Origin of the sequence: Paenibacillus sp. GCM10012306, assembly GCF_042649265.1 — a bacterium.
Classification (GTDB): Bacteria; Bacillota; Bacilli; order Paenibacillales; family Paenibacillaceae; genus Paenibacillus_AQ.
Genome location: NZ_JBHRYW010000021.1, coordinates 38,955 through 59,930, shown reverse-complemented (window position 1 = coordinate 59,930; position 20,976 = coordinate 38,955). Strand labels below are relative to the sequence as shown.

Here is a 20,976-nt window from a genome sequence, read left to right as displayed (position 1 = left end):
TTATCTTTAAACTTAGAATTACACTTGTAGATTCAAGCGACAGAGGAGGCAAAACATATGAGCCCTGTACCCAAAATATCCGAATCAGAATGGGAGATTATGAAGATTATTTGGAGTGATCACCCCATCACAGCTGAGCATATTGCCGCCATGCTTCCGGACGATATTGAGTGGAGCGAGCAGACCGTGCGTACGTTTATCACAAGGCTGCTGAAAAAGAAAGCCATCGGTTACAACAAGGAAGGACGAACCTATCATTACTATCCGCTGGTTTCTGAGAAGGAATGTGTGAAGGCAGAGAGCCAGTCTTTTCTGCAGCGGGTTTTTGGCGGAGCAGCAGATTTGATGGTGACAAATTTTTTGGAAGAGGCTGTATTGTCCGAGCAGGAGATTGAAGAGCTGCAGCGGATTCTCACCGAGAAGAAAGAGCGTAAAGGGAACGACTCAACCGGTGGTCAAGGATGAACGTATTCTATTCAGGCTTTTTCGCCCTGATGGAGTCCACAGTTGCCGCCAGTGTCGTTATTCTCCTTATTCTGCTCATTCAGTCAGTGTTTCGAAAGGTGCTTAGTGCCCGTATTCGCCACCTGCTGTGGCTGCTTGTGATTATTCGTCTGCTGGTGCCGGTATTTCCGGAGAGTAGCTTGAGTCTCTTCCACGTGCTGGATTATGGCCGTACGCTTCATGAGAAGCTGTGGTACCAGGGAGAACGGGCGGAGCTAGAAACGACAGGACCTTCTCAGCAGCTCTTCAAGAGGCTTCCTCAATCAGGTGTTACGGAAGGAGCGAATGCCGTCCCGTCAGAAGTGGGAGAGCAGTTATCGTCTAAAAGTTTTACAGAGGGTGCAGCAGCCGGCACCGTACCTCTCGTGCTTAGAATTGTAACCATTATCTGGTGCATAGGGATGATCGTGCTTTTGCTTAATCTGTTACTTTTCATGGGATGGATGGCCCGTCTGCGCAAGCAATTGCTTCCGGTAAGCGATCCCGGTGTGCTAGCAGTTCTGGACGAAGCCCGACGCAACTTCAAGATAGCCAAGAATATACCGCTCTATACTGGGCACTCCACTCTAAGTCCTTACTTATCGGGGCTGCTGCGACCGTGGATTTATATCCCGGAGCAGGCTATCCACCAGATGGACGCTTCTCAGCTGTATCACATTCTGGCCCACGAGCTTGCACACTACAAGCGGAAGGATATGCTGTGGAATTATCTTGGGAGTCTTGCCGCTGCTATCCACTGGCCGAATCCGTTGATCTGGGTAGCGATGCGTCGGATGAAGGCGGACAGGGAACTGGCCTGTGATGCTTACGTGCTGGAGAAGGCGGGAGAAGAAGAGGCTGTGGCCTATGGAATGACCATGATTATTTTTATGAAGAATTACTCTACTGATGGGCGCCCACGGGCATTACTCTATTACTCTAACTCCCGCCAGCGGCAAGAGCTTGTTAGGAGGATTTCCATGATTAGCTCATTTAAAAAGGGGTCCTACAAGATCTCCGTAACCGCACTCTTATTCATATTAATCTTTGGTGCAGTTACACTTACCAATGCTTCAGGAAGCTCTATTCCTGCGGGAATTAACGATCCGAAGACCGTTAGTAATGATCTACTGCCAGCTCAAGGCAGCCGAGCGTATAATCGATTGGACAGAGCTGTTAAGGAAGCAGGATTCGCTTTTGAGGTACCAGCTGTGCTTCCTACAGGTTATGGACTGAAGATGGCGCGTCTCTCTGCAGCGGATGCCGATAAAGGCACAGATCTTATAAATAGTGTTGCCCTATTTTTTGACGCTGGCAGTGGGAAATACAGGACTGGAGAATTTACCCTGGAGGCGTTAAAACAACTTCCAAGTAAGGGGAAATATACTCTTGAAGACATGGCAGAGAAGGTGAAGCAACGAATTAATGTTTTTCGTGATAATAAAGCTCAAATACAAGAACAACAAATCGTAGTGGGTAATTTAAATGTTCTCCAGATTCATGCTACTACGGATAATCGTTTGAAAGATATTTTTTATTTGTGGGAGCGTAATGGGATTGGTTATAAACTGGACCTAGGTGGTGCTTCGCTGTCTGAAGAGCAATCGGAATCATTAATTGCTTCTATGAAGCTGCCTGATGAGCGGATGAAAAATACTTACATCAATAAAGATCTGCTGATTGTTGATATCCTCGACATGGAAGACCTGGAGCTGACAGCTTCAGCGATTGGTTTTACACCTAAATTCCCCTTGAAAGTATTAAACTATAAGCTTGAACGTGCCAATGAGACCAGCAAAGTCAATTTTAGTTATCCGGAGAACGAACAAGACGCGTTATCACGAGTAATTTATAACAGATATGTAGATAACGAATCAGCGGATAAAGAGCATCCGGAACAGTTCACTTTTACACAGATCAAGGATAATGGACAGTATGCAAAAATAAAGAATAATGGGCAAGCGCTCTTCTATCGAATCGATCGTGGTCAGGTAAAGGTACCGGTAGCTCCGATCATGGTGGACGGTCAAGAAGTATTGCGGACAGACCCCTATAAAGTTGACGGAGAGCTAAGCACACCAGATGAGCCTGATTTTATCAGCTACTTCTGGCTGGAACAGGGCGTATGCTACCAAGCTGTATTTCGCAACGCACAAGTACAGAATCAACAAGACATTGTAGCTGCATTGATTCAAACCCAGCCGATGATTCTTGAATAGGTAAGATGCTAACGCATAAGCACCATGGGCAGACATCACCGCAAGCTCATGTTATAATAAATCTACAATAACTCAATTGCATATCTTATTGTTTTTTGGAGGAGCCTGTCACCAAGGGCTCCTCTTTGTCTTTTTTAGGACATCATTAATATTACAGGAGGGGCTCAGGCAGAGAGAAAAAGGAGTGGAAGAAACCATGCAATTTATTCTTTATTTGATGTTGATTTTGTTGTTTACCAAGTTGGCCGGGGATTTATCTGTAAGGCTGGGACAACCTGCTGTCCTGGGCAAGCTGATAATCGGGATTGTGCTAGGACCTGCGGTGCTGGGTTGGGTGCAGGATGGGGACTTTATTCATTATATGTCGGAGATAGGCGTGCTATTGCTGATGTTTATTGCAGGTCTCGAGACGGATCTGGAGCAGCTCCGCAAGAACTGGAAATCGGCCTTTGCTGTGGCCGTTGGCGGGATCATATTACCCTTTGCAGGTGGTTTTGCTATAGGGGAATGGTTCGGTTTTGCTGACCATAATGCCTTGTTTATGGGGGTTATTTTGAGCGCCACCTCAGTGAGCATCTCTGTTCAGGTGTTGAAGGATATGAATAAGCTGAATTCAGGCGAGGGCTCAACCATACTCGGCGCTGCTGTAGTCGATGACATTCTGGTGGTGATTTTATTGGCCGTGCTGATGAGCTTTTTCGGTACAGGGTCGGGAGTGTCTATCGGACTTCTTATTGGTAAAAAGGTGCTGTTCTTTGCCGTCGCCATCATCGCGGGTGCCTTCCTTGTTCCAAGGCTGATGAAATGGCTGGCCCCGCTTAGAGTTACTGAGGCTACGATTACTGCAGCGCTCGTGATCTGCTTTGGCTATGCATACTTTGCTGAGCTGCTCGGAATGGCCGGGATTATTGGCGCTTTTGCAGCTGGCATTGCCATTGCCCAAACTTCATTCAAGCATACAGTAGAGACCAAGATTGAACCCATTGCGTACTCCATTTTTGTACCGGTGTTCTTTGTAAGCATCGGATTAAACGTAACTTTTGCTGGTGTAGGAGGACAGATTGGGTTTGTTGTATTGCTCACGGTTATTGCCATTCTCACTAAAATGCTGGGTGGAGGCCTTGGAGCACGCTTGACCGGCTTTAACGCGCGTTCTTCAGCAATTATCGGTGCAGGTATGATTTCACGGGGAGAGGTTGCCTTAATTATAGCGGCTACTGGACTGCAAAACGGGCTGCTACACCCGGAGTATTTCACATCGGTAATCATTGTGGTGATTGTAACAACACTCGTTACTCCACCGCTGCTGAAATACATGTTTCATGATCCAGAGAAAGTGGAGGATGAGTAAACGTAACTGTGAATAAATGCATATAAATGTTATAATTAAGTATCTTTCACAAAAGGAGCTGGCGTTATGTCCGATGGTCACAACATACCACCGCAGTCTCCGCCAATGGACCCTTATGGGGCCAAAGCGAATTTTGATGTCAATGAAAAGAAATTGCATCTCGAAGGGCCTCCAGGGTTCATAAGACAGGTAACGAATCTGCTGATTCTGGTGGGAATTATCGCATTGATTGTTGTTCTAGTGAGAATTTTTTGACGAGATCTTTAATTTAATCTGGAGAGCGAACGGGTATATGTCCGTTCGCTCTTTGTTGTTAAATAAATCTTTAGATCGATGACCTGCTTAAACCTTGAATCTATCGATTTGACTATGTAATTGTTCAGCCATTTGGGATAGGGAAGAAGCAGAGGAGAAGATTTCTTCCATAGAGGCTAGTTGCTCCTCTGTTGAAGTGGAGATTTCTTGAAGGCCTGAAGCGGATTCATGAGCGATCGTAGATATAAATTCCATTAAGTTGTTGATTTGTTCTGAACTTGCAGACATCTCTTCAGCAGCAGCAGCAACTTCTTGAATTTGAGTTAATACTCGTTGTACCGATTGATCGATATGTTCAAATGATGTGCCCGCCATATGTACTACAAGAATACCTTCATCTACTTCTTGTATACCAGCTTCCATAGATTGCGCTGCATCTTGTGTTTCCTGTTGTACGTTTAAGATTAGATCGGCAATCTGGCGTGAAGACTGGGAAGATTGTTCAGCGAGGTTTCGAATTTGACTTGCCACTACTGCAAATCCTCTGCCCTGTTCTCCTGCCCGTGCGGCTTCAATTGAAGCGTTTAATGCCAGCAAGTTTGTTTGTGCGGCGATACCGGTAATCATTTTAACAATTTCCCCAATGTCTTGGGATCTCTTCTCCAACCTATGAATCACGTTTGATAGATTTTTGATGGTTTGGTGGATGGAGCTCATCTGATCCATCACCCGCTGGATGACCTGGCTGCCTTCAAACGATTTTTCTGCGGCATCAGAGGCAGAGGAGGAGACATTTTGCGCATTGGCAGCAATATGCTGTGCGCCTGAGGACATTTCGTTGACGGCTAGTACACTTTCTCTTACGCTATGAGTCTGTTTATTTGATCCAGTGGCCACTTCTTCTATAAAGATAGCAATTTGTTCTGTCGCTACGTTAGTTTGTTGAGCGCTTGCTGTCAATTCTTCCGAAGCAGCCGCCAAATGCTCGGCGCTTGTAGTGGTTTGAGCAATCAGTTCCCGAAGATTTATCACCATTTGGTTGAAGGACTTAGCTAAATCACCGACTTCATCCCGGTTCTTCGTCTCGATGGCTTTAAGAGTCAAGTTGCCCGAAGCGATTTCTTTGGCAGCGTTTGCTATAGAAACAATGGGTTTGGAAATGATTCTGGAGATAAGGATACCAATAAGAATAGCTAGTAGAAAAGCTATGATACTAATAATCATTATCACTCTTTTGATGGAATCGACCATCGTTGAATTGTTTTGGGCCTCCTTATCAACTATCTTTTGCTGTCTGTCAGCAATATTATTCGCAAGCTCCTGCATATCCCGACCAATCTGGAGTACATTGGTAGAGGCCTTTATTCCGGCTTCTTTATTTGAATCTATTAATGCGGTAACCTCGGTGGCAGCTGTGTTAAATTGTTGGTTCAGTTCCTGTAATTTTTGAATGTCTTTTTTATCGATATCCAGCCGTACCATAGTTAAAGTAGTGGTCGCCAGTTCTGACATTTTCCCATTCACATCATGCAGCTTATCAAGCTGCTCTTTGTTCTGGTTGAGCATATAATCTCTTAAACTACTCATTTGCTGTATAGATTCTGCTCGGATATCTTTGGAATTAGCTAAAATCTTCTCACGTCTGTCAACAAGATCTGTGTAAGAATCGTCAATCTCCTGTAAATAGTAAAAGGATATGAAACTGATAAATCCTAAAAATATTGCAATAATTAAAAAACCAGTTAATATTTTGTTGCTGATACTAAACCTCATAAGTCATCCCCTTTTGACATCAGTTATTCACCACAATTCGACAATAACACGATTTTCCATTAATGAGAAGCCATTTTTAGTGGGTTGTTATCTGAAATTAACAATGAATTTTTATACATAACATACATTCGCATTAACGAAAAAAATGAGATATTAGGCCTAGTTTAATGATTGTTATGGGCCTAATATTAACAGGAGTTCTAGTTGTATACGTTCCTGGTCGGACTTTATCCAAAAAATAGATAGAAATAAATGGTTCAAATCACTATAATATAGACGATTATTGCCTTGGTTTACCTAATGAAGAAGATTTTATATCTTGGGGTGCTAGCCAGCTATTCAAGTTTTCGCAGATCAAATTGATCAAACACGGGGAGATATTAGGATGTACAAACAAACAAGCAAGATATTGGCGACATTATTGTCAGCCAGCATGATTTGGGGGAGCCTGGCCTTCGCGGCGGCGCCGGTGGGAACAACAGACAGTGACAAGCAAAGCCAGGTGACATGGTCTGATACCAAGGGACATTGGGCTAAGGAAGCTATCGACCGTTGGAGCGCACGGGGAATAGTAAATGGGACCGCGGCAGATAAATTTGAGCCTGAACGTGCAGTAACCCGTAGTGAGTGGGTAGCGCTGCTCAATCGCATTTTCCAGTTACAATCGGGTGAGAAGACAGCTTTCAAGGATGTGCCGGAGGATAAGTGGTTTGCCACTGATGTAAGTACTGCGGTCTATGGCGCGTATATTCAGGGCTTCCCAGATGGGACTTTTAGGCCGACAGCTACATTGAGCCGTGCAGAAGCAGCTGTGTCGATAACGAGATTGCTAAAGCTGCCAGCAGTAGCTTCCGGGGTTACGTTTGCAGATCAGGAACATATCAAAGACTGGAGTAAGGACGCGATCAATGCGGTCGTGGGGCAGGGGATTCTCACAGGCTATGGCAATCATACCTTCCAGCCGGACAAAGCGTTAACCCGTGCGGAAGCAGTGGCTCTGGCAGATCGTGCGGTGAAATACTACGGTGACTGGTACGGTGAAGCCGGAACCTATGGTCCAGCCACTGGACTGGATCAGGCCAAAGGCAACGTTATTATTAACGCGCCGGGCATTAGTCTGAAGAACACCGAGATCAAAGGTGATTTGATTATCGGTAAGGGTGTTGGTTCTGGGGATGTTTACCTCAACAATATCAAGGTCAAAGGAAAGGTATATATCTATGGCGGTGGTAAGAACAGTATCCATCTGCAGGATAGTGTAGTTGTCAAGATCATCATCGATAAAAAAGAGGGTACCGTCCGGTTAGTAGCTGAAGGGAACTCCACAGTGCAGGAAGTCGCTATGAATACCAGTGCCATCCTGGATGTGTCCCAAGGTGTTAGTATTAACCGGGTCTCATTGACCGAGAATCTGCCGCCCAACAGCATTGTAAGTCTTACAGGCTATTTCAATACAGTGGATGTAGAGGCTTACAGCATTACTCTCCAGATTCCTTCAGGAAGTGTAAAAGAGTTGAACGTGGCTAAGCAGGCAGGGGACGCTACTCTTGAGGTCTCCAAGGAATCTTCCATCCTGTCCATGGTGCTGAATGCTTCAGCCAAGGTTATAGGTCTGGGCAGCATCCAGAATAGTGTCGTTAATGCGCTCGGGATTTCTTTTGAAAATAAACCGGAAAACCTTACTCTGGGCAGCAGCGTGCCTGCCGATCTCACTGTAAGCATCGGAGGAGCGCCAGGAGCTACAATAGCTCCAAAGGCATCATCTACGCCAGCTCCGGCAGCAACGCAGGTTCCGGTTCAGGCCGGTGGCGGAGCTGGAGGAGGTGGAGGAACTGGCGGCATTCCTGAAAGTACACCAACCCCTGTTCCGACGGCAACACCGGTAGCGACATCGACACCAACAAGTACACCAGCTCCAGTGTCCACAGCGACGGCGACACCGGAAAACACGGAAACTCCTGTGTTCACAGCGACACCGAAACCGTCGAATACGCCGATACCTTCGGCGACACCGGCAAGCACGGAAACTCCTGTACCCACAGCAACACCGTTACCAGAGTGGACACCGGGCCCAAGTCCTAGTGCAGCACCAAGCTCGATGCCAACATTTGGACCAATACCAACACCAACACCAACACCAGCGCCAACGCCGGAAGCAACAATGACTCCGGAGCCAACAAATATTCCTACGGAGCCTGATAACTTTATTAAATTGGATAAACGACACGTTGGGGTTGGAGAAGCTGTTTATTTTACAACAAATCTTGATTATGATGTATATCTTGTAAGTACAAAAGTTTCCAAATATAAGGATGCACTTGAACAGGCTGTACAAAATGGTGAAGGGATTAAGAAACATGTGAAGGCGGGGGAACGGAATTACTTTGATACAAGTAGTCTTAAGAATGTTGGCTTCCCTCAGAACCATCTGTTTAATATTATTGCCTACGATGACAATGGGTATAGAGGTTATGTGTCGTTAACTATTCTTAATGAAAATGAGCCGCTCCTGGACAAGCCTGATGCCGTTCCTTTTTTTGGATATCCCGAATATGAAGTGTGGTTCGTTTATAATCGCAGTGTTTATCTTACTGAGGGACAAAGTCTAGAAAGCATTGTACAGTTCCGTCAAAATAACGGAGAGTTTAAGAGCTTTACTCCCGCTTCAGGCAGGGTTGAGATTATAGGTAATCAGATTCGCATCAAAACGGCTAGCAGCTTGATGAAATACGACAACTTCTATGATTTCAAGCTGATCGCAGGGGCAGTCACAACAGCGAATGGGGAAAAGAACGTCGAGTTTGTCAGTAGTCACCATACCCTGCCCATCAGGTTGTACTTGTTGTCACCAAGGCCACCTATGGGAGAATCGAAGGCGAAAGCCAAAGCTGGTGACATGCTGACATTTAACATTGATGCACCGGGTACCGTTTATTTGGTTCCTTTCATGGAGACCGGCCCCCAAGCTGACTATGATAAAATAGTTACAGAAAATCGGGGAATGAAAATGGAGGTTGACGCTTCCAAAGTAAATCAGCCCGTAAGACTACAAATAACAGCCTTATCGCCAGGAGACTATTATTTGGGAACAAAGTATGGTTTAGGCGCGGTTATAACTGTTGAAGAATAGATAGAACTGCTGATATTGTATGACAAAAGCTCCCAGCCGTTTATTAGACGGCGCGGGAGCTTTTCTTGTTTTCGTATATACCTGCATAAGTTCGTTATTTGCCCTGTAGTTGGCGCAGCACGATAATCTCTACGCGGCGGTTCTTCTGCCGTCCGGCTTCGGTGGAATTGTCGGAGGCCGGGCGCGTATCGCCATAACCTGCGTACTGGAATGTACTTGGGTTCAGCCCTTCTTTGTCCACAAAGTAGCGCAGTACAGAAAGGGCCCGTGCCCCGGACAACTCCCAGTTGTCGCTATAACGGGATAGCTTCGAGAGGGGCATGTTGTCGGTGTGGCCTTCAATGCTTATAGTAGCGCCTATTCCGTGGAATAGACCCGAAAGCTGCTTCAACGCTGGAAGAGCAGGGGCTTTAAGCGCTGCATTGCCGGGATCGAATAGAAAACGGTCACTGAGTGTGATCGCGATGCCCTGAGGCTTATCAGCCACAAAGATTTGGTCGCCCAGATTGTTGTCCTGTACGTATTTGGTGATCACGCCCATCAGTTCGGCAAGCCGGGCCTCTTGTTCACGGAAAGCCAGCTCTCGCTCCGAAGGTTTCAGGTTGTCCGGCTTCGTTGGCGATGGTCCTTCACTGGCTTGGGCTCCGCCTGCATTCTGTCCATTTCCCGGAGCTGGACCTTGGGAGCTGCCTGGCTGCTGCTGTGTGCCTGGGCTTGTGCCGTTTATTCCTTTTTGCCCATCCAGAAGGCCGTTGCCTCCGTCTAGCAAGGAACTCCCGGTCTTAAAGGTATGGGACAAGGAGCCGGTGACGACATTATACTTCTCGGTGTCCAGGCTGCTCATAGCATAAAGCACGACGAAAAAAATAAGTAGCAGCGTAATAAGGTCTGCATAAGTGATCATCCAGCGGTCACGGCTGTCCTGTTCGGTTCTTCTCTGCTTCCGGCGATTTCGCTGTCTCATGAATTGCCTCTTGTACGAATGAACTCAGTGGGAGTTGAGTCATCAATGAAGGAATTCATCTTCTTACGCACTAGTTGCTGATGCTCCCCGTTACGAAGAGCCAGGATACCCACAAGCAGCATCTCCATAACATGTAGTTGCTCCTGGCTGCGGGATTTGATCTTGGAGGCAATGGGTAGAAAAATAAGATTCGCGCTGGCAACCCCATACAGTGTTGCCGTAAAGGCGACCGCGATGGCGGGACCTAGACTTGAAGGATCAGTCAGACTTCCCAGCACGTGAATCAAACCCATGACTGTACCGATAATACCCATAGTAGGTGCATAGCCCCCGGCTGCTTCAAAAATCTTGGCATAGCTTTCATGTTTGGCCTCCAGAGCGTCCATCTCCAGCTCCAGGATTTGCCTGACCTGCTCGGGGTCGGTCCCGTCGATCATGAGCTGCAGGCCTTCACGGGTGAAGGGATCAGGATGCTCCTCAGCTCTTTTCTCCAGGGCAAGAACCCCGTTGCGCCGGGTAATCGCAGCCATCGCAATGATTTCCTCAGCTTTCTCTTCATTGTTTCCGACGTTTTTGCCAAAAGCCAGCGATAGCGCTGCAGGAAGGGTTCGTAATTTGGATGCCGGAAAGCTGATCAGTATGGCTGCAAGCGTTCCTCCAAAAACAATGAGGGCGGCGTTCGGCTGTAGCAGGCCAGAGAGGCTTCCACCTTCCCAGAAGAAGCCGCCGACCATGGCGGCAAGTCCGGCTACGATGCCAATAATTGAAGTGATATCCATGCTGCATGCTCCTTAAGTTTCTATATATTATGGTTTGCAACGTTACCGTCAACATTGTATAATGAACGGGAACAAGTATTCTTATCTTCCAAATTTTATCACCATCGTATGAAGAGCTTATTTTCAGATAACAATAATATATTAATATATTTTAGTCGATAGAGGGGAGACGGGCAAATGAGTGATATTGTCCTCAGCACGAAGACTTTTGAGCTGGAGTCCGAATATACACCCCAGGGCGATCAGCCTCATGCCATAGAGGAATTAGTAGACGGCATCCGGCAGGGCAAGAGGCACCAGACGCTGCTGGGAGCGACAGGAACGGGGAAGACCTTTACCATCGCACAAATGATTTCGAAGCTTAACCGCCCTACGCTGGTGATCGCACACAACAAGACGCTGGCTGCACAGCTTGCGAGTGAGTTCAAGGAGTTTTTTCCTAGCAACTCGGTTGACTATTTTGTCAGTTACTACGATTACTATCAACCTGAAGCCTATATTCCTTCCTCCGATACCTACATTGAGAAAGATTCCAGCATAAATGAAGAGATTGATAAGCTACGACACTCGGCGACCAGTTCTTTGTTCGAGCGCCGTGATGTGATTATCGTAGCCAGTGTGTCATGTATCTATGGCCTCGGTTCACCGCAGGAATACGGTGGATTGCTGTTATCACTGCGGGTGGGCATGGAGAAACCGCGCAACCAGATTCTGAGCCGGCTCGTGGATATTCAATATCAGCGTAATGATATGAATTTTGTACGCGGGACCTTCCGTGTGCGAGGCGATGTCATCGAGATCTTCCCAGCTTCGCAAGGGGAGCATGCCATCCGCGTCGAGCTGTTCGGCGATGAGATCGAGCGTATTACAGAGATTGATGTACTGACAGGTGAACTGATCGGTGAGCGTGATCATGTCGCTATTTTCCCGGCCTCCCACTTTGTAACGAAGGAAGAGACCATGAGAGTGGCCCTCGTAAATATTGAGCGTGAACTGGAAGAGCGGCTAACTGCGCTGCGCGATGCAGGTAAGCTCTTGGAAGCACAGCGGTTGGAGCAGCGTACGCGCTATGATATCGAGATGATGAAGGAAGTGGGCTTCTGCTCTGGGATCGAGAACTATTCCGGTCCGCTTACCTTCCGTGAACGGGGGGCGACCCCCTATACGTTATTGGATTATTTTCCGGATGACATGCTCATTGTTATAGATGAGTCGCATGTGACGCTACCGCAAATCCGGGCGATGTACAATGGTGACCAAGCGCGTAAGAACGTTCTCGTGGATCACGGGTTCCGTTTGCCGTCTGCACTGGATAACCGGCCGCTCAAATTCGAGGAATTCGAGGGCAAGGCTAACCAACTCGTATATGTATCGGCCACACCAGGACCGTATGAAATGGAGCATTGTCCGACAATGGTACAGCAGATCATCCGACCTACAGGTCTGCTGGACCCTATTATTGAGGTTCGTCCAACCGAGGGTCAGATCGACGATCTGATTAGCGAGATCCAGGACCGTATCGCCAAGGATGAACGGGTGCTGGTCACTACCCTCACCAAGAAAATGTCGGAGGATCTAACCGATTACCTTAAAGATATCGGAATCAAGGTGCGCTATATGCACTCCGATATCAAGACCTTGGAGCGGATGGCCATTCTGCGCGATCTCCGTCTTGGCACGTTCCATGTGCTGGTGGGGATTAACTTGCTGAGAGAAGGCCTTGACTTGCCAGAAGTATCGTTGGTCGCAATCCTCGATGCTGACAAGGAAGGTTTCCTTCGTTCGGAGCGGTCGCTTATTCAGACGATTGGCCGCGCGGCGCGGAACTCCGAAGGGCGTGTACTGATGTACGGTGACCGGATTACGGAGTCCATGGATAAGGCAATCAGTGAGACCCAGCGCCGTCGTTCCATTCAAATCGCCTATAATGAGCAGCATGGGATTACACCAACTACGATCCATAAGCGGGTACGTGATGTCATCGAAGCAACGAAGGTTGCAGAATCGAAGGCGAATTATTTGACCGGAGCTGGTGGCAAGATGAGCAAGAAAGAGCGCCAGTCTTTGATGCAGCGTCTAGAAGCCGAGATGAAAGACGCGGCCAAGAACCTCCAGTTCGAACGCGCCGCAGAGCTTCGTGACGCATTGTTGGAACTGCGTGCCGAGTAGCCGATTCAACACTCTCTTTTTCCGCTAAAAAAATATAATTTGAACGGCGCTATTCCCAGGCCGTTCTTTTTAGATCATTCCTTTGTATGGCTTGTAGTTCAGTCGATTCATTCCGCACAATCCCATCCATCATTTCGCCTCTTAAGCGTTGCCCTAAGAGCTCGAGCTCTTCGGGTTCACTTAGGAAGGTTGAAGTGGGGTGGGTGAACTCTAGGAGGTTATAGCGTTGGCGAACGAAAATATTGTAATTAAAGGCGCTAGGGCGCACAATCTTAAAAATATAGACGTGACGATCCCCCGTGATCGCTTCGTCGTGCTGACGGGACTTAGCGGTTCCGGCAAATCGTCGCTGGCGTTCGACACGATCTATGCCGAAGGTCAGCGACGTTATGTTGAATCGCTGTCGGCCTACGCACGCCAGTTTCTGGGGCAAATGGAGAAGCCAGATGTAGACTCCATCGATGGGTTGTCGCCGGCAATCTCAATCGACCAGAAGACTACTAGCCGCAACCCTCGTTCCACGGTAGGGACAGTTACAGAAATTTATGATTACTTGCGGCTTTTGTTCGCACGTATTGGTCATCCGCATTGCCCGGACCATGGTATTGAAATCACCTCGCAGACGGTTGAACAGATGGTGGATCGTATTATGCAGTATCCGGAACGGACACGCCTGCAGATCCTGGCTCCTGTGATTTCAGGACGTAAGGGAGAGCACAAAGGGCTTTTCACGGATATTTCCAAGCAAGGTTTTGTCCGCGTGCGCGTGGATGGAGAACTGCGTGATGTGACCGAGGATATTGAGCTAGAGAAGAACAAGAAGCATACCATTGAAGTAGTGGTAGACCGGATTGTCATCAAGGAAGATATCGAGACTCGGCTGACAGATTCCATCGAGACTGCACTGAAATTGTCGGGCGGCAAAATCCTCGTTGATATTATCGATCAGGAAGAGCTGCTGTTCAGCTCCAATTTCGCTTGCCCGGTCTGTGGATTTAGTATAGAAGAATTGGCTCCACGGATGTTCTCCTTCAACAGCCCATTCGGAGCTTGCGGTGAGTGCGATGGTCTTGGTGTGAAGATGGTGGTCGATCCTGATCTGTTGATTCCAGACACTAGCAAATCCATTGAAGACGGAGCCTTCCTGGCTTGGACGGGAAGCACCTCCAACTACTACCCGCAATTTTTGAAATCGGTCTGTGAGCATTTTAATATTCCACAGGACGTACCGGTAAGCGAACTGGCAGCGGATCAGATGGATAAGCTGTTGAACGGCACAGGTAGTGAGAAAATCCGTTTCCGCTATGAGAATGATTTTGGGCAAAAGAAAGACGCCTTGGTTGCCTTTGAAGGTATCATCCCCAATCTGGAGCGCCGCTACCGTGAGACGGCTTCGGACGGCATTCGCGAGTTCATCGAAGGTTTTATGAGCGCGAAGCCTTGTCACGTCTGCAAAGGTAAACGTCTGAAGAAAGAGATTCTGGCAGTGACGATCAATGATCGCCATATTGCGGATGTTACGGATCTTTCTATTGGGGATTGCCAGGAATTCTTTGAGCATATTGTTCTCTCTGAGAAAGAGCAGGCTATTGCTAACTTGATTCTCAAAGAAATCAGTAGCCGTCTCGGCTTTTTGGTGAACGTAGGTCTGGATTATCTGACACTTAGCCGAGCAGCAGGCTCCTTGTCTGGCGGGGAAGCGCAGCGTATCCGGTTGGCTACCCAGATTGGTTCCAGCCTCATGGGCGTACTGTACATTCTGGATGAGCCTAGCATCGGGTTGCATCAGCGTGACAACGATCGTCTGATTTCCACTCTTGCGCATATGCGTGACCTTGGCAACACTTTGATTGTGGTCGAGCATGATGAAGACACGATGATGGCTGCTGATTATATCATTGATATTGGCCCAGGTGCAGGGATTCATGGCGGTCAGGTCATTGCTCAGGGGACACCGGAAGAGATTATGAAGGACCCTAATTCTCTGACGGGAGAATATTTAAGTGGTCGGAAGTTTATCCCGGTGACCTCCAAACGCCGTCCAACGGATGACCGCTGGCTGGAGATCCGTGGTGCCAAAGAGAATAATCTGAAGAACGTTAATGTCAAAATTCCGCTGGGTGTCTTTACGGCCGTAACAGGTGTATCCGGGTCCGGTAAGTCTTCGTTGGTTAACGAGATTCTTTACAAGAGCCTGGCTCGCCATCTGAACAAAGCGGTGAAGGTTCGTCCGGGGCTGCACAAGGAGATCAGAGGGCTTGAAAATCTGGACAAGGTAATTGAAATTGACCAGTCGCCAATCGGTCGGACTCCTCGTTCTAATCCGGCGACGTATACCGGCGTGTTCGATGATATCCGTGATTTGTTCGCCAAGACCAATGAGGCTAAGGTGCGCGGCTTCCAGAAGGGTCGCTTCAGCTTCAACGTCAAGGGCGGACGCTGTGAGGCCTGCCGAGGGGATGGAATTATCAAGATTGAGATGCACTTCCTGCCGGACGTCTATGTACCTTGTGAAGTCTGCAAAGGCAAGCGGTATAACCGTGAGACGCTGGAAGTGAAATATAAAGGCAAGAATATATCCGATGTACTTGAAATGACTGTGGAGGATGCGACGGAATTCTTCGTTAACATTCCGCGTATTCACCGCAAAATGCAGACGCTGCTTGATGTTGGTCTCGGGTACATTAAGATTGGCCAGCCGGGAACGACACTGTCAGGCGGGGAAGCACAGCGTGTGAAGCTGGCTTCCGAGCTGTACCGTCGCAGCACAGGCAAAACTTTGTATATCCTGGATGAGCCTACAACCGGGCTGCATGTGGATGACATCGGCCGCTTGCTGGAAGTATTACATCGCCTTGTTGATTCTGGAGAATCCGTGCTTGTTATTGAGCACAACCTGGATGTCATCAAGACCGCCGACTATCTCATCGATATGGGACCTGAAGGCGGTAGCGGTGGAGGAACGGTGCTGGCTACGGGTACACCAGAGAAGCTGATTACTGTAGAGGCGTCCTACACAGGCAGATACCTGAAGCCTATCCTGCTCCGGGACACGGAGCGGACTGAAGCTCTACAGCTCGAGACATCGGACATTAGTTAGTTGATGTAACCTTAGTTAGAGGGCCACGCGATAGCGTGGCTCTTTTTTTATTTTGCAAGTCAAAAGTATGCAAGGAGGAACGAAGCACTCCCCTGAAAGTTTTTCGGTAGGAGCAATTATAAAGAAGGGACTTGGGAACAACAGCGATCGGAAGCCCAAACATTCACCGGAGTAATTACCGAGCTTTGTATTCATATCCCAAGTTAGCTTTATCTAGTTTAGTATCGTTCCGAGTGATTCCATTCCTTCCTGTAAATGATGAAAATCATCTCTTTCAAGTGAAAAATGGATGAAAATTATATTTTTTATGACATTTACCTCATTTTTTGTACAATGCCTCTTGCGCAGCCCAAATGGTAGCGATAACATAGAAGGGAATATGGAAATAGAGGCGCTTGCTTGACAAAACTTTTGAGGAGGTATCGCCATGCTGCTTGCAGAAGCTGCCGCGCAAGGACCATCTAAATTTCATACCTTTGATGTATTTATGATTTTGTTCACGATCCTCATCTTGGTTGGGGTGATACGGCTGCTGAAGGCTCCGCAGAAGAACAAATTCGCCATCGCTTTTGGTGCAGTGAGCTTGCTTGTCTTCGTCGTTTCCGACTATGCCATGGTGATGAACTGGTTGAGCTAGAATAAGGGCAATCCAGGATAATTGAAAAGTGAAGTCTGAAAGACTCCTTTACCGCCGTGGCGAAATAAAGGTGTCTTTTTATTTGCGGACAAAGACGGTAATTTACATTCGTGGCTATATTAAATATTGGCAAACACATGGCGAATAGGTGTGATTTTTGATACAATAAATAAGTTAAACGTATAGAAATGACCCGTCTTGGACGGTTTGGGAGGATATAAATGAAAGAGCAGGACATACGCAGAGAAGACGTGGAGCTGTTGGCTCCAGCTGGTGACTGGGACTGCATGCGGGCGGCTGTGGCGAACGGGGCGGACGCTGTCTTTTTTGGCGTAGAGAAATTTAATGCGCGGGCTAGAGCGAACAACTTCCGCATGGACGAGCTGCCGGAGATTATGGCTTTTCTACACAGCTATGGTGTAAAAGGCTTTCTGACCTTTAATATACTTGTGTTCGAGAATGAACTACCTGATGCTAAGGAACTGATTGATGCCTGCGTGGATGCCGGCGTTGATGCGGTAATTGTACAGGATTTGGGATTGGTTAAGCTTATTCGCGAGATCTCCCCCGATTTCCCGATCCATGGCTCTACACAAATGACGATTACCTCGCCGGAGGCGGTTGAATTTACGAAGCCGTTCGGGATGGAACGTGTGGTACTGGGCCGCGAAAATAATTTGAAGCAGATTCGCATGATCGGTGATCAGGCTCGTCTGCCGATGGAAGTATTCGTTCATGGTGCGCTTTGCGTCTCCTACTCCGGTCAATGCCTGACCTCGGAAATGTGGGGCGGACGTTCTGCCAACCGAGGGGAATGTGCGCAGGCTTGCCGTCTGCCATATGACCTGATGGTCGATGGGGAGATTAAACCGATGGGTGACGTGACTTACCTGCTCTCACCGAAGGACTTGGCGGCTATTGAACTGATGCCGGAGCTTATTGAAGCGGGCGTAACCTCTTTTAAAATCGAAGGCCGTCTAAAAAGCCCTGAGTATGTAGCTAACGTGGTTAGCAAATACCGTAAGGCCATCGACCGTTACTTTGACGGTGAATGGTCTGCACCATCCAAGGAAGAAATGCGCGAGCTGCAGCAGAGTTTCTCGCGGGGCTTCACGCATGGTTTCTTAGAGGGAACGAACAATAAGAAGCTGGTTGACGGGACTTTCCCAAAAAGCCGTGGTGTCTACCTGGGTACGGTTGAACAAATTCTACGTGACGGTGTAGTCTGCCGCATTCATGCACCGCTCAAACGTGGCGACGGGATTGTATTCGACGCAGGTGATCCTACGAAGAAGGAAGAAGGCGGACGCGTCTACGACTTGCGCCGTAAAGGCGTGAAGCTGGAAGGCGAAGCTGGTGAAGGCTGGGTTGTTGATATTATTGCCGGACGCAATGATGTGGATCTGCGCCGTTTGCATGTCGGTGATCGGATCTGGAAAACCAATGACCCAGCGCTGGATAAAGCGCTGCGGCAGTCGTACGAGACAGAGAAGCCATACCGGGTATTCCCGGTTCAGGTGAAGGTTAGTGGCCGCGCTGGCGAGAAGCTGGAGACCTGGTGGACAGATACGCAGAAAGGTGTGACTGTGCAGGTGGATTCAGAGCTTGCGCTGGAGACTGCGCAAAAGCGTCCGATGGACGCCGCCCTGCTGGAAGAACAATTCGGCCGCCTCGGTGGCACGGTGTTCCAGCTAGAAGCGCTGGAGTCGCATCTGGAAGGCGACGTTATCGTGCCTATGCGCGAGCTGAACAGCATCCGCCGCCGCGCGGTGGAGCTGCTTGCGGGCGAGCGCCCGAAACCGCCCGTCTACGTGAAACGGGCGGTAGAGGTCTACGGCGACGCGACCCGCAGGGGCGTCGCTGAAGCAGCCATCCCGGCTGTGCGGGATGGCTGGGGTGTGAGCGGCGCGGCAGGGCTTACCGCGCTGTGCCGCAGCCTCCCGCAGGTTGAGGCTGCGCTCAAGGCCGGCGTGAAGAACATCTACGCCGACTTTGAGTTCATCAAGCAGTTCCCGGCAGCCGTGGAGGCTGTGCGGGCCGCGGGCGCAAGCATTGCGCTGGCAACGCCGCGTATTCACATGCCGAACGAGAACGGCTACCATGCCAACATCCTGCGTCTTCAGCCGGATGCGGTGCTGGTGCGCAATACAGGCGCATTATATTACTATCTGCGCCGCCGGATGGAGCAGCCGGATGCTGTTCATCCGCGACTGATTGGCGACTTCTCGCTGAATATTGCCAATCACAAGGCCGTGGATCTGTTCCTGGAAGCCGGTTGCGATATGGTAACACCGTCCTACGACCTGAACATTCAGCAAATGGTTGATTTGCTCGGTCGCAGTGATACCTCACGGATGGAGATTGTAATCCATCAGCATCTACCGATGTTCCACACCGAGCACTGTGTATATTGTACCTTCATGAGCGAAGGAACAGACTACACGAACTGCGGACGGCCGTGCGAAGAGCATCGGGCGTCTCTCCAGGACCGGATCGGCATGTCCCACCCTGTACGTGTGGATGAAGGCTGCCGTAACACAGTGTATAACGCTGTAGAACAATCGGGCGCAGAGTATTTGAACAACTTCCGTGAGCTGGGAGTTTCCTCATACCGGGTAGAGTTCCTGGAAGAGACACCTGAACAGGTGGCTGAGGTAATTAGCTTGTACAGCCGTGCACTGCGTGGTGAGATCTCCGGTACCCAAGTATGGAAGAGTCTCAAGGCTACCAACCAGCTTGGTGTTACCCGTGGACAACTCGTGAATGCCAAATAATTAAAGAATATACACAACAGGCGGACAAAAACGGGGAAATTTCCCCGATTGTCCGCCTGTTTTATTTTGAGGGTTTTGGGTGAATAGAGCATTCAGCAATTTTTAAGGGGTCCCGAACTGCCAAAATTGGGATATTACTGTTATAATTAAAAAAATAATGCTATATAAGATGAGCAAAAGAAAATAACAAAAAGCGAAGAGGAACGAAGGGGGAAGTTTGGAACTGAAGGAGCGATAGCGCCCGCCTTTGTCTCCGGATTTCAACCGCAAACAGCGGTACAATGAAAGAAATCTGGAGACAACAGCGGCCGGAAGTCCAAACATTCCACCGTAGTGACGACCGAGCTATCGTTCGGATCTTAAGTTCATCTTATATAGCTCATCATCCGCGAGATATCGAATTGATACCAATAGAAGGAGCCTATGTCATGAAGATTCGTAAGGCCATTATCCCGGCCGCCGGTCTCGGCACACGTTTTTTGCCTGCGACCAAGGCTATGCCCAAAGAGATGCTACCCATTGTGGATAAGCCCACTATTCAGTACATTGTAGAAGAAGCTGTAGCTTCAGGGATTGAGGATATTATTATCGTAACAGGGAAAGGCAAACGTGCCATTGAGGACCATTTTGATAATTCATTCGAACTGGAGTTCAATTTGGCCGAGAAACAAAAATGGGAGCTGCTGGAATCCGTCCGCAAGTCATCCGAAATGGCTGACATCCACTATATTCGGCAAAAGGAACCGAGAGGCCTCGGTCATGCCATCTGGTGTGCACGCAAGTTCATCGGGGATGAGCCGTTTGCAGTTCTGCTGGGTGACGACATTGTCGAATCAAATAAACCCTGCCTGAGACAAATGATTGAGGTCTATGACCAATATAAATCCTCTATAGTCGGCGTGCAGCCTGTGCCTTGGGAAGAGGTGTCCCGATATGGCGTCGTGGATGCAGTTTCTATCGCTGATCGGGTCTACAAAGCTAGCCGGCTTGTGGAGAAGCCCAAACGCGAGGATGCACCTTCTAACCTGGCCATACTGGGCCGATATATTCTGACTCCGCGGATTTTTGACATGTTGGGTGAGCAGCAGGTGGGTGTAGGTGGAGAAATTCAGCTCACTGATGCCATTGCGCGTCTAAGCGAAGTGGAGCGGATTATTGCTTATGATTTTGAGGGCCACCGTCATGATGTTGGTGAGAAAATGGGTTTCATTCAAACTACGATACACTATGCACTCCAGCATGAGGATTTAAAAGACGATCTGCTTCTCTATCTTAAAGAGATCATTGAGAGTGAAACGGGTAAAGCGACGGAATAATCAAACTTGAATCTTTCATCTACTAA

The 20,976-nt window shown here is 48.4% G+C and carries 13 protein-coding genes; 10 read left to right on the top strand and 3 right to left on the bottom strand.

Annotation, left to right across the window (positions count from 1 at the left end; all coding sequences use genetic code 11):
• Positions 1 to 57 precede the first annotated feature (57 nt).
• The 4 genes from ACFORK_RS28010 to ACFORK_RS27995 all read left to right on the top strand — a co-directional run bounded on the left by ACFORK_RS28010 (position 58) and on the right by ACFORK_RS27995 (position 4,308).
• A complete protein-coding gene (locus tag ACFORK_RS28010; RefSeq protein WP_379205355.1) occupies positions 58 to 465 on the top strand; it encodes a BlaI/MecI/CopY family transcriptional regulator in 408 nt (135 codons plus the stop codon).
• Complete coding sequence (locus ACFORK_RS28005; RefSeq protein ID WP_379205353.1) at positions 462 to 2,702, top strand: M56 family metallopeptidase; 2,241 nt, start codon at positions 462 to 464, stop codon at positions 2,700 to 2,702. Before ACFORK_RS28010 ends, ACFORK_RS28005 begins: the two co-directional genes overlap by 4 nt.
• Before the next feature lie 196 nt (positions 2,703 to 2,898).
• Positions 2,899 to 4,053, top strand: a complete 1,155-nt coding sequence (locus ACFORK_RS28000) for a cation:proton antiporter (protein ID WP_379205350.1) — start codon at positions 2,899 to 2,901, stop codon at positions 4,051 to 4,053.
• A gap of 66 nt (positions 4,054 to 4,119) precedes the next feature.
• Complete coding sequence (locus ACFORK_RS27995; RefSeq protein WP_379205348.1) at positions 4,120 to 4,308, top strand: hypothetical protein; 189 nt, start codon at positions 4,120 to 4,122, stop codon at positions 4,306 to 4,308.
• 87 nt (positions 4,309 to 4,395) lie between these two features.
• Here the strand turns inward: ACFORK_RS27995 and ACFORK_RS27990 are convergent, their stop codons facing one another.
• A complete protein-coding gene (locus ACFORK_RS27990; protein ID WP_379205346.1) occupies positions 4,396 to 6,081 on the bottom strand; it encodes a methyl-accepting chemotaxis protein in 1,686 nt (561 codons plus the stop codon).
• 385 nt (positions 6,082 to 6,466) lie between these two features.
• Between ACFORK_RS27990 and ACFORK_RS27985 the strand changes: the two genes are divergently transcribed.
• Positions 6,467 to 9,211 (top strand): S-layer homology domain-containing protein, encoded by a 2,745-nt coding sequence (locus tag ACFORK_RS27985; RefSeq protein ID WP_379205344.1) that lies wholly within the window; start codon positions 6,467 to 6,469, stop codon positions 9,209 to 9,211.
• Between the two features lie 94 nt (positions 9,212 to 9,305).
• Here ACFORK_RS27985 and ACFORK_RS27980 read toward each other — a convergent pair whose 3' ends face one another.
• On the bottom strand, positions 9,306 to 10,175 hold the full coding sequence (locus tag ACFORK_RS27980) for a flagellar motor protein MotB (RefSeq protein WP_379205342.1): 870 nt from the start codon (positions 10,173 to 10,175) through the stop codon (positions 9,306 to 9,308).
• Entirely contained in the window at positions 10,172 to 10,954 is a 783-nt protein-coding gene (locus ACFORK_RS27975; RefSeq protein WP_379205340.1) for a flagellar motor protein, read from the bottom strand. Before ACFORK_RS27975 ends, ACFORK_RS27980 begins: the two co-directional genes overlap by 4 nt.
• A gap of 177 nt (positions 10,955 to 11,131) precedes the next feature.
• On the opposite strand from ACFORK_RS27975, the gene uvrB reads away from it, so the two are divergent.
• From uvrB to galU, 5 genes are all read left to right on the top strand, one after another.
• Entirely contained in the window at positions 11,132 to 13,123 is a 1,992-nt protein-coding gene (gene uvrB, locus ACFORK_RS27970; protein WP_379205338.1) for an excinuclease ABC subunit UvrB, read from the top strand.
• A gap of 226 nt (positions 13,124 to 13,349) precedes the next feature.
• Positions 13,350 to 16,223 carry an excinuclease ABC subunit UvrA gene (uvrA, locus tag ACFORK_RS27965; protein WP_379205335.1) on the top strand — a complete coding sequence of 958 codons (2,874 nt, stop codon included), beginning with the start codon at positions 13,350 to 13,352 and terminating at the stop codon, positions 16,221 to 16,223.
• 427 nt (positions 16,224 to 16,650) lie between these two features.
• Complete coding sequence (locus tag ACFORK_RS27960; RefSeq protein WP_379205333.1) at positions 16,651 to 16,860, top strand: DUF2759 family protein; 210 nt, start codon at positions 16,651 to 16,653, stop codon at positions 16,858 to 16,860.
• Between the two features lie 221 nt (positions 16,861 to 17,081).
• A complete protein-coding gene (locus ACFORK_RS27955) occupies positions 17,082 to 19,634 on the top strand; it encodes a U32 family peptidase (RefSeq protein WP_379205331.1) in 2,553 nt (850 codons plus the stop codon).
• Between the two features lie 428 nt (positions 19,635 to 20,062).
• Positions 20,063 to 20,950: a UTP--glucose-1-phosphate uridylyltransferase GalU gene (galU, locus tag ACFORK_RS27950; RefSeq protein WP_379205328.1), complete on the top strand. Its 888-nt coding sequence runs from the start codon at positions 20,063 to 20,065 to the stop codon at positions 20,948 to 20,950.
• The last annotated feature ends 26 nt before the right edge of the window (positions 20,951 to 20,976 follow it).

Excerpts from the sequence above, each read along its gene's own strand:
- ACFORK_RS27990 (WP_379205346.1), bottom strand. The coding sequence starts at position 6,081 with ATGAGGTTTAGTATCAGCAACAAAATATTAACTGGTTTTTTAATTATT.
- ACFORK_RS27960 (WP_379205333.1), top strand. The coding sequence starts at position 16,651 with ATGCTGCTTGCAGAAGCTGCCGCGCAAGGACCATCTAAATTTCATACC.
- uvrB (WP_379205338.1), top strand. The coding sequence starts at position 11,132 with ATGAGTGATATTGTCCTCAGCACGAAGACTTTTGAGCTGGAGTCCGAA.
- galU (WP_379205328.1), top strand. The coding sequence starts at position 20,063 with ATGAAGATTCGTAAGGCCATTATCCCGGCCGCCGGTCTCGGCACACGT.
- ACFORK_RS28000 (WP_379205350.1), top strand. The coding sequence starts at position 2,899 with ATGCAATTTATTCTTTATTTGATGTTGATTTTGTTGTTTACCAAGTTG.
- ACFORK_RS28010 (WP_379205355.1), top strand. The coding sequence starts at position 58 with ATGAGCCCTGTACCCAAAATATCCGAATCAGAATGGGAGATTATGAAG.
- ACFORK_RS27985 (WP_379205344.1), top strand. The coding sequence starts at position 6,467 with ATGTACAAACAAACAAGCAAGATATTGGCGACATTATTGTCAGCCAGC.
- ACFORK_RS27980 (WP_379205342.1), bottom strand. The coding sequence starts at position 10,175 with ATGAGACAGCGAAATCGCCGGAAGCAGAGAAGAACCGAACAGGACAGC.
- ACFORK_RS27995 (WP_379205348.1), top strand. The coding sequence starts at position 4,120 with ATGTCCGATGGTCACAACATACCACCGCAGTCTCCGCCAATGGACCCT.
- ACFORK_RS28005 (WP_379205353.1), top strand. The coding sequence starts at position 462 with ATGAACGTATTCTATTCAGGCTTTTTCGCCCTGATGGAGTCCACAGTT.
- ACFORK_RS27955 (WP_379205331.1), top strand. The coding sequence starts at position 17,082 with ATGAAAGAGCAGGACATACGCAGAGAAGACGTGGAGCTGTTGGCTCCA.
- ACFORK_RS27975 (WP_379205340.1), bottom strand. The coding sequence starts at position 10,954 with ATGGATATCACTTCAATTATTGGCATCGTAGCCGGACTTGCCGCCATG.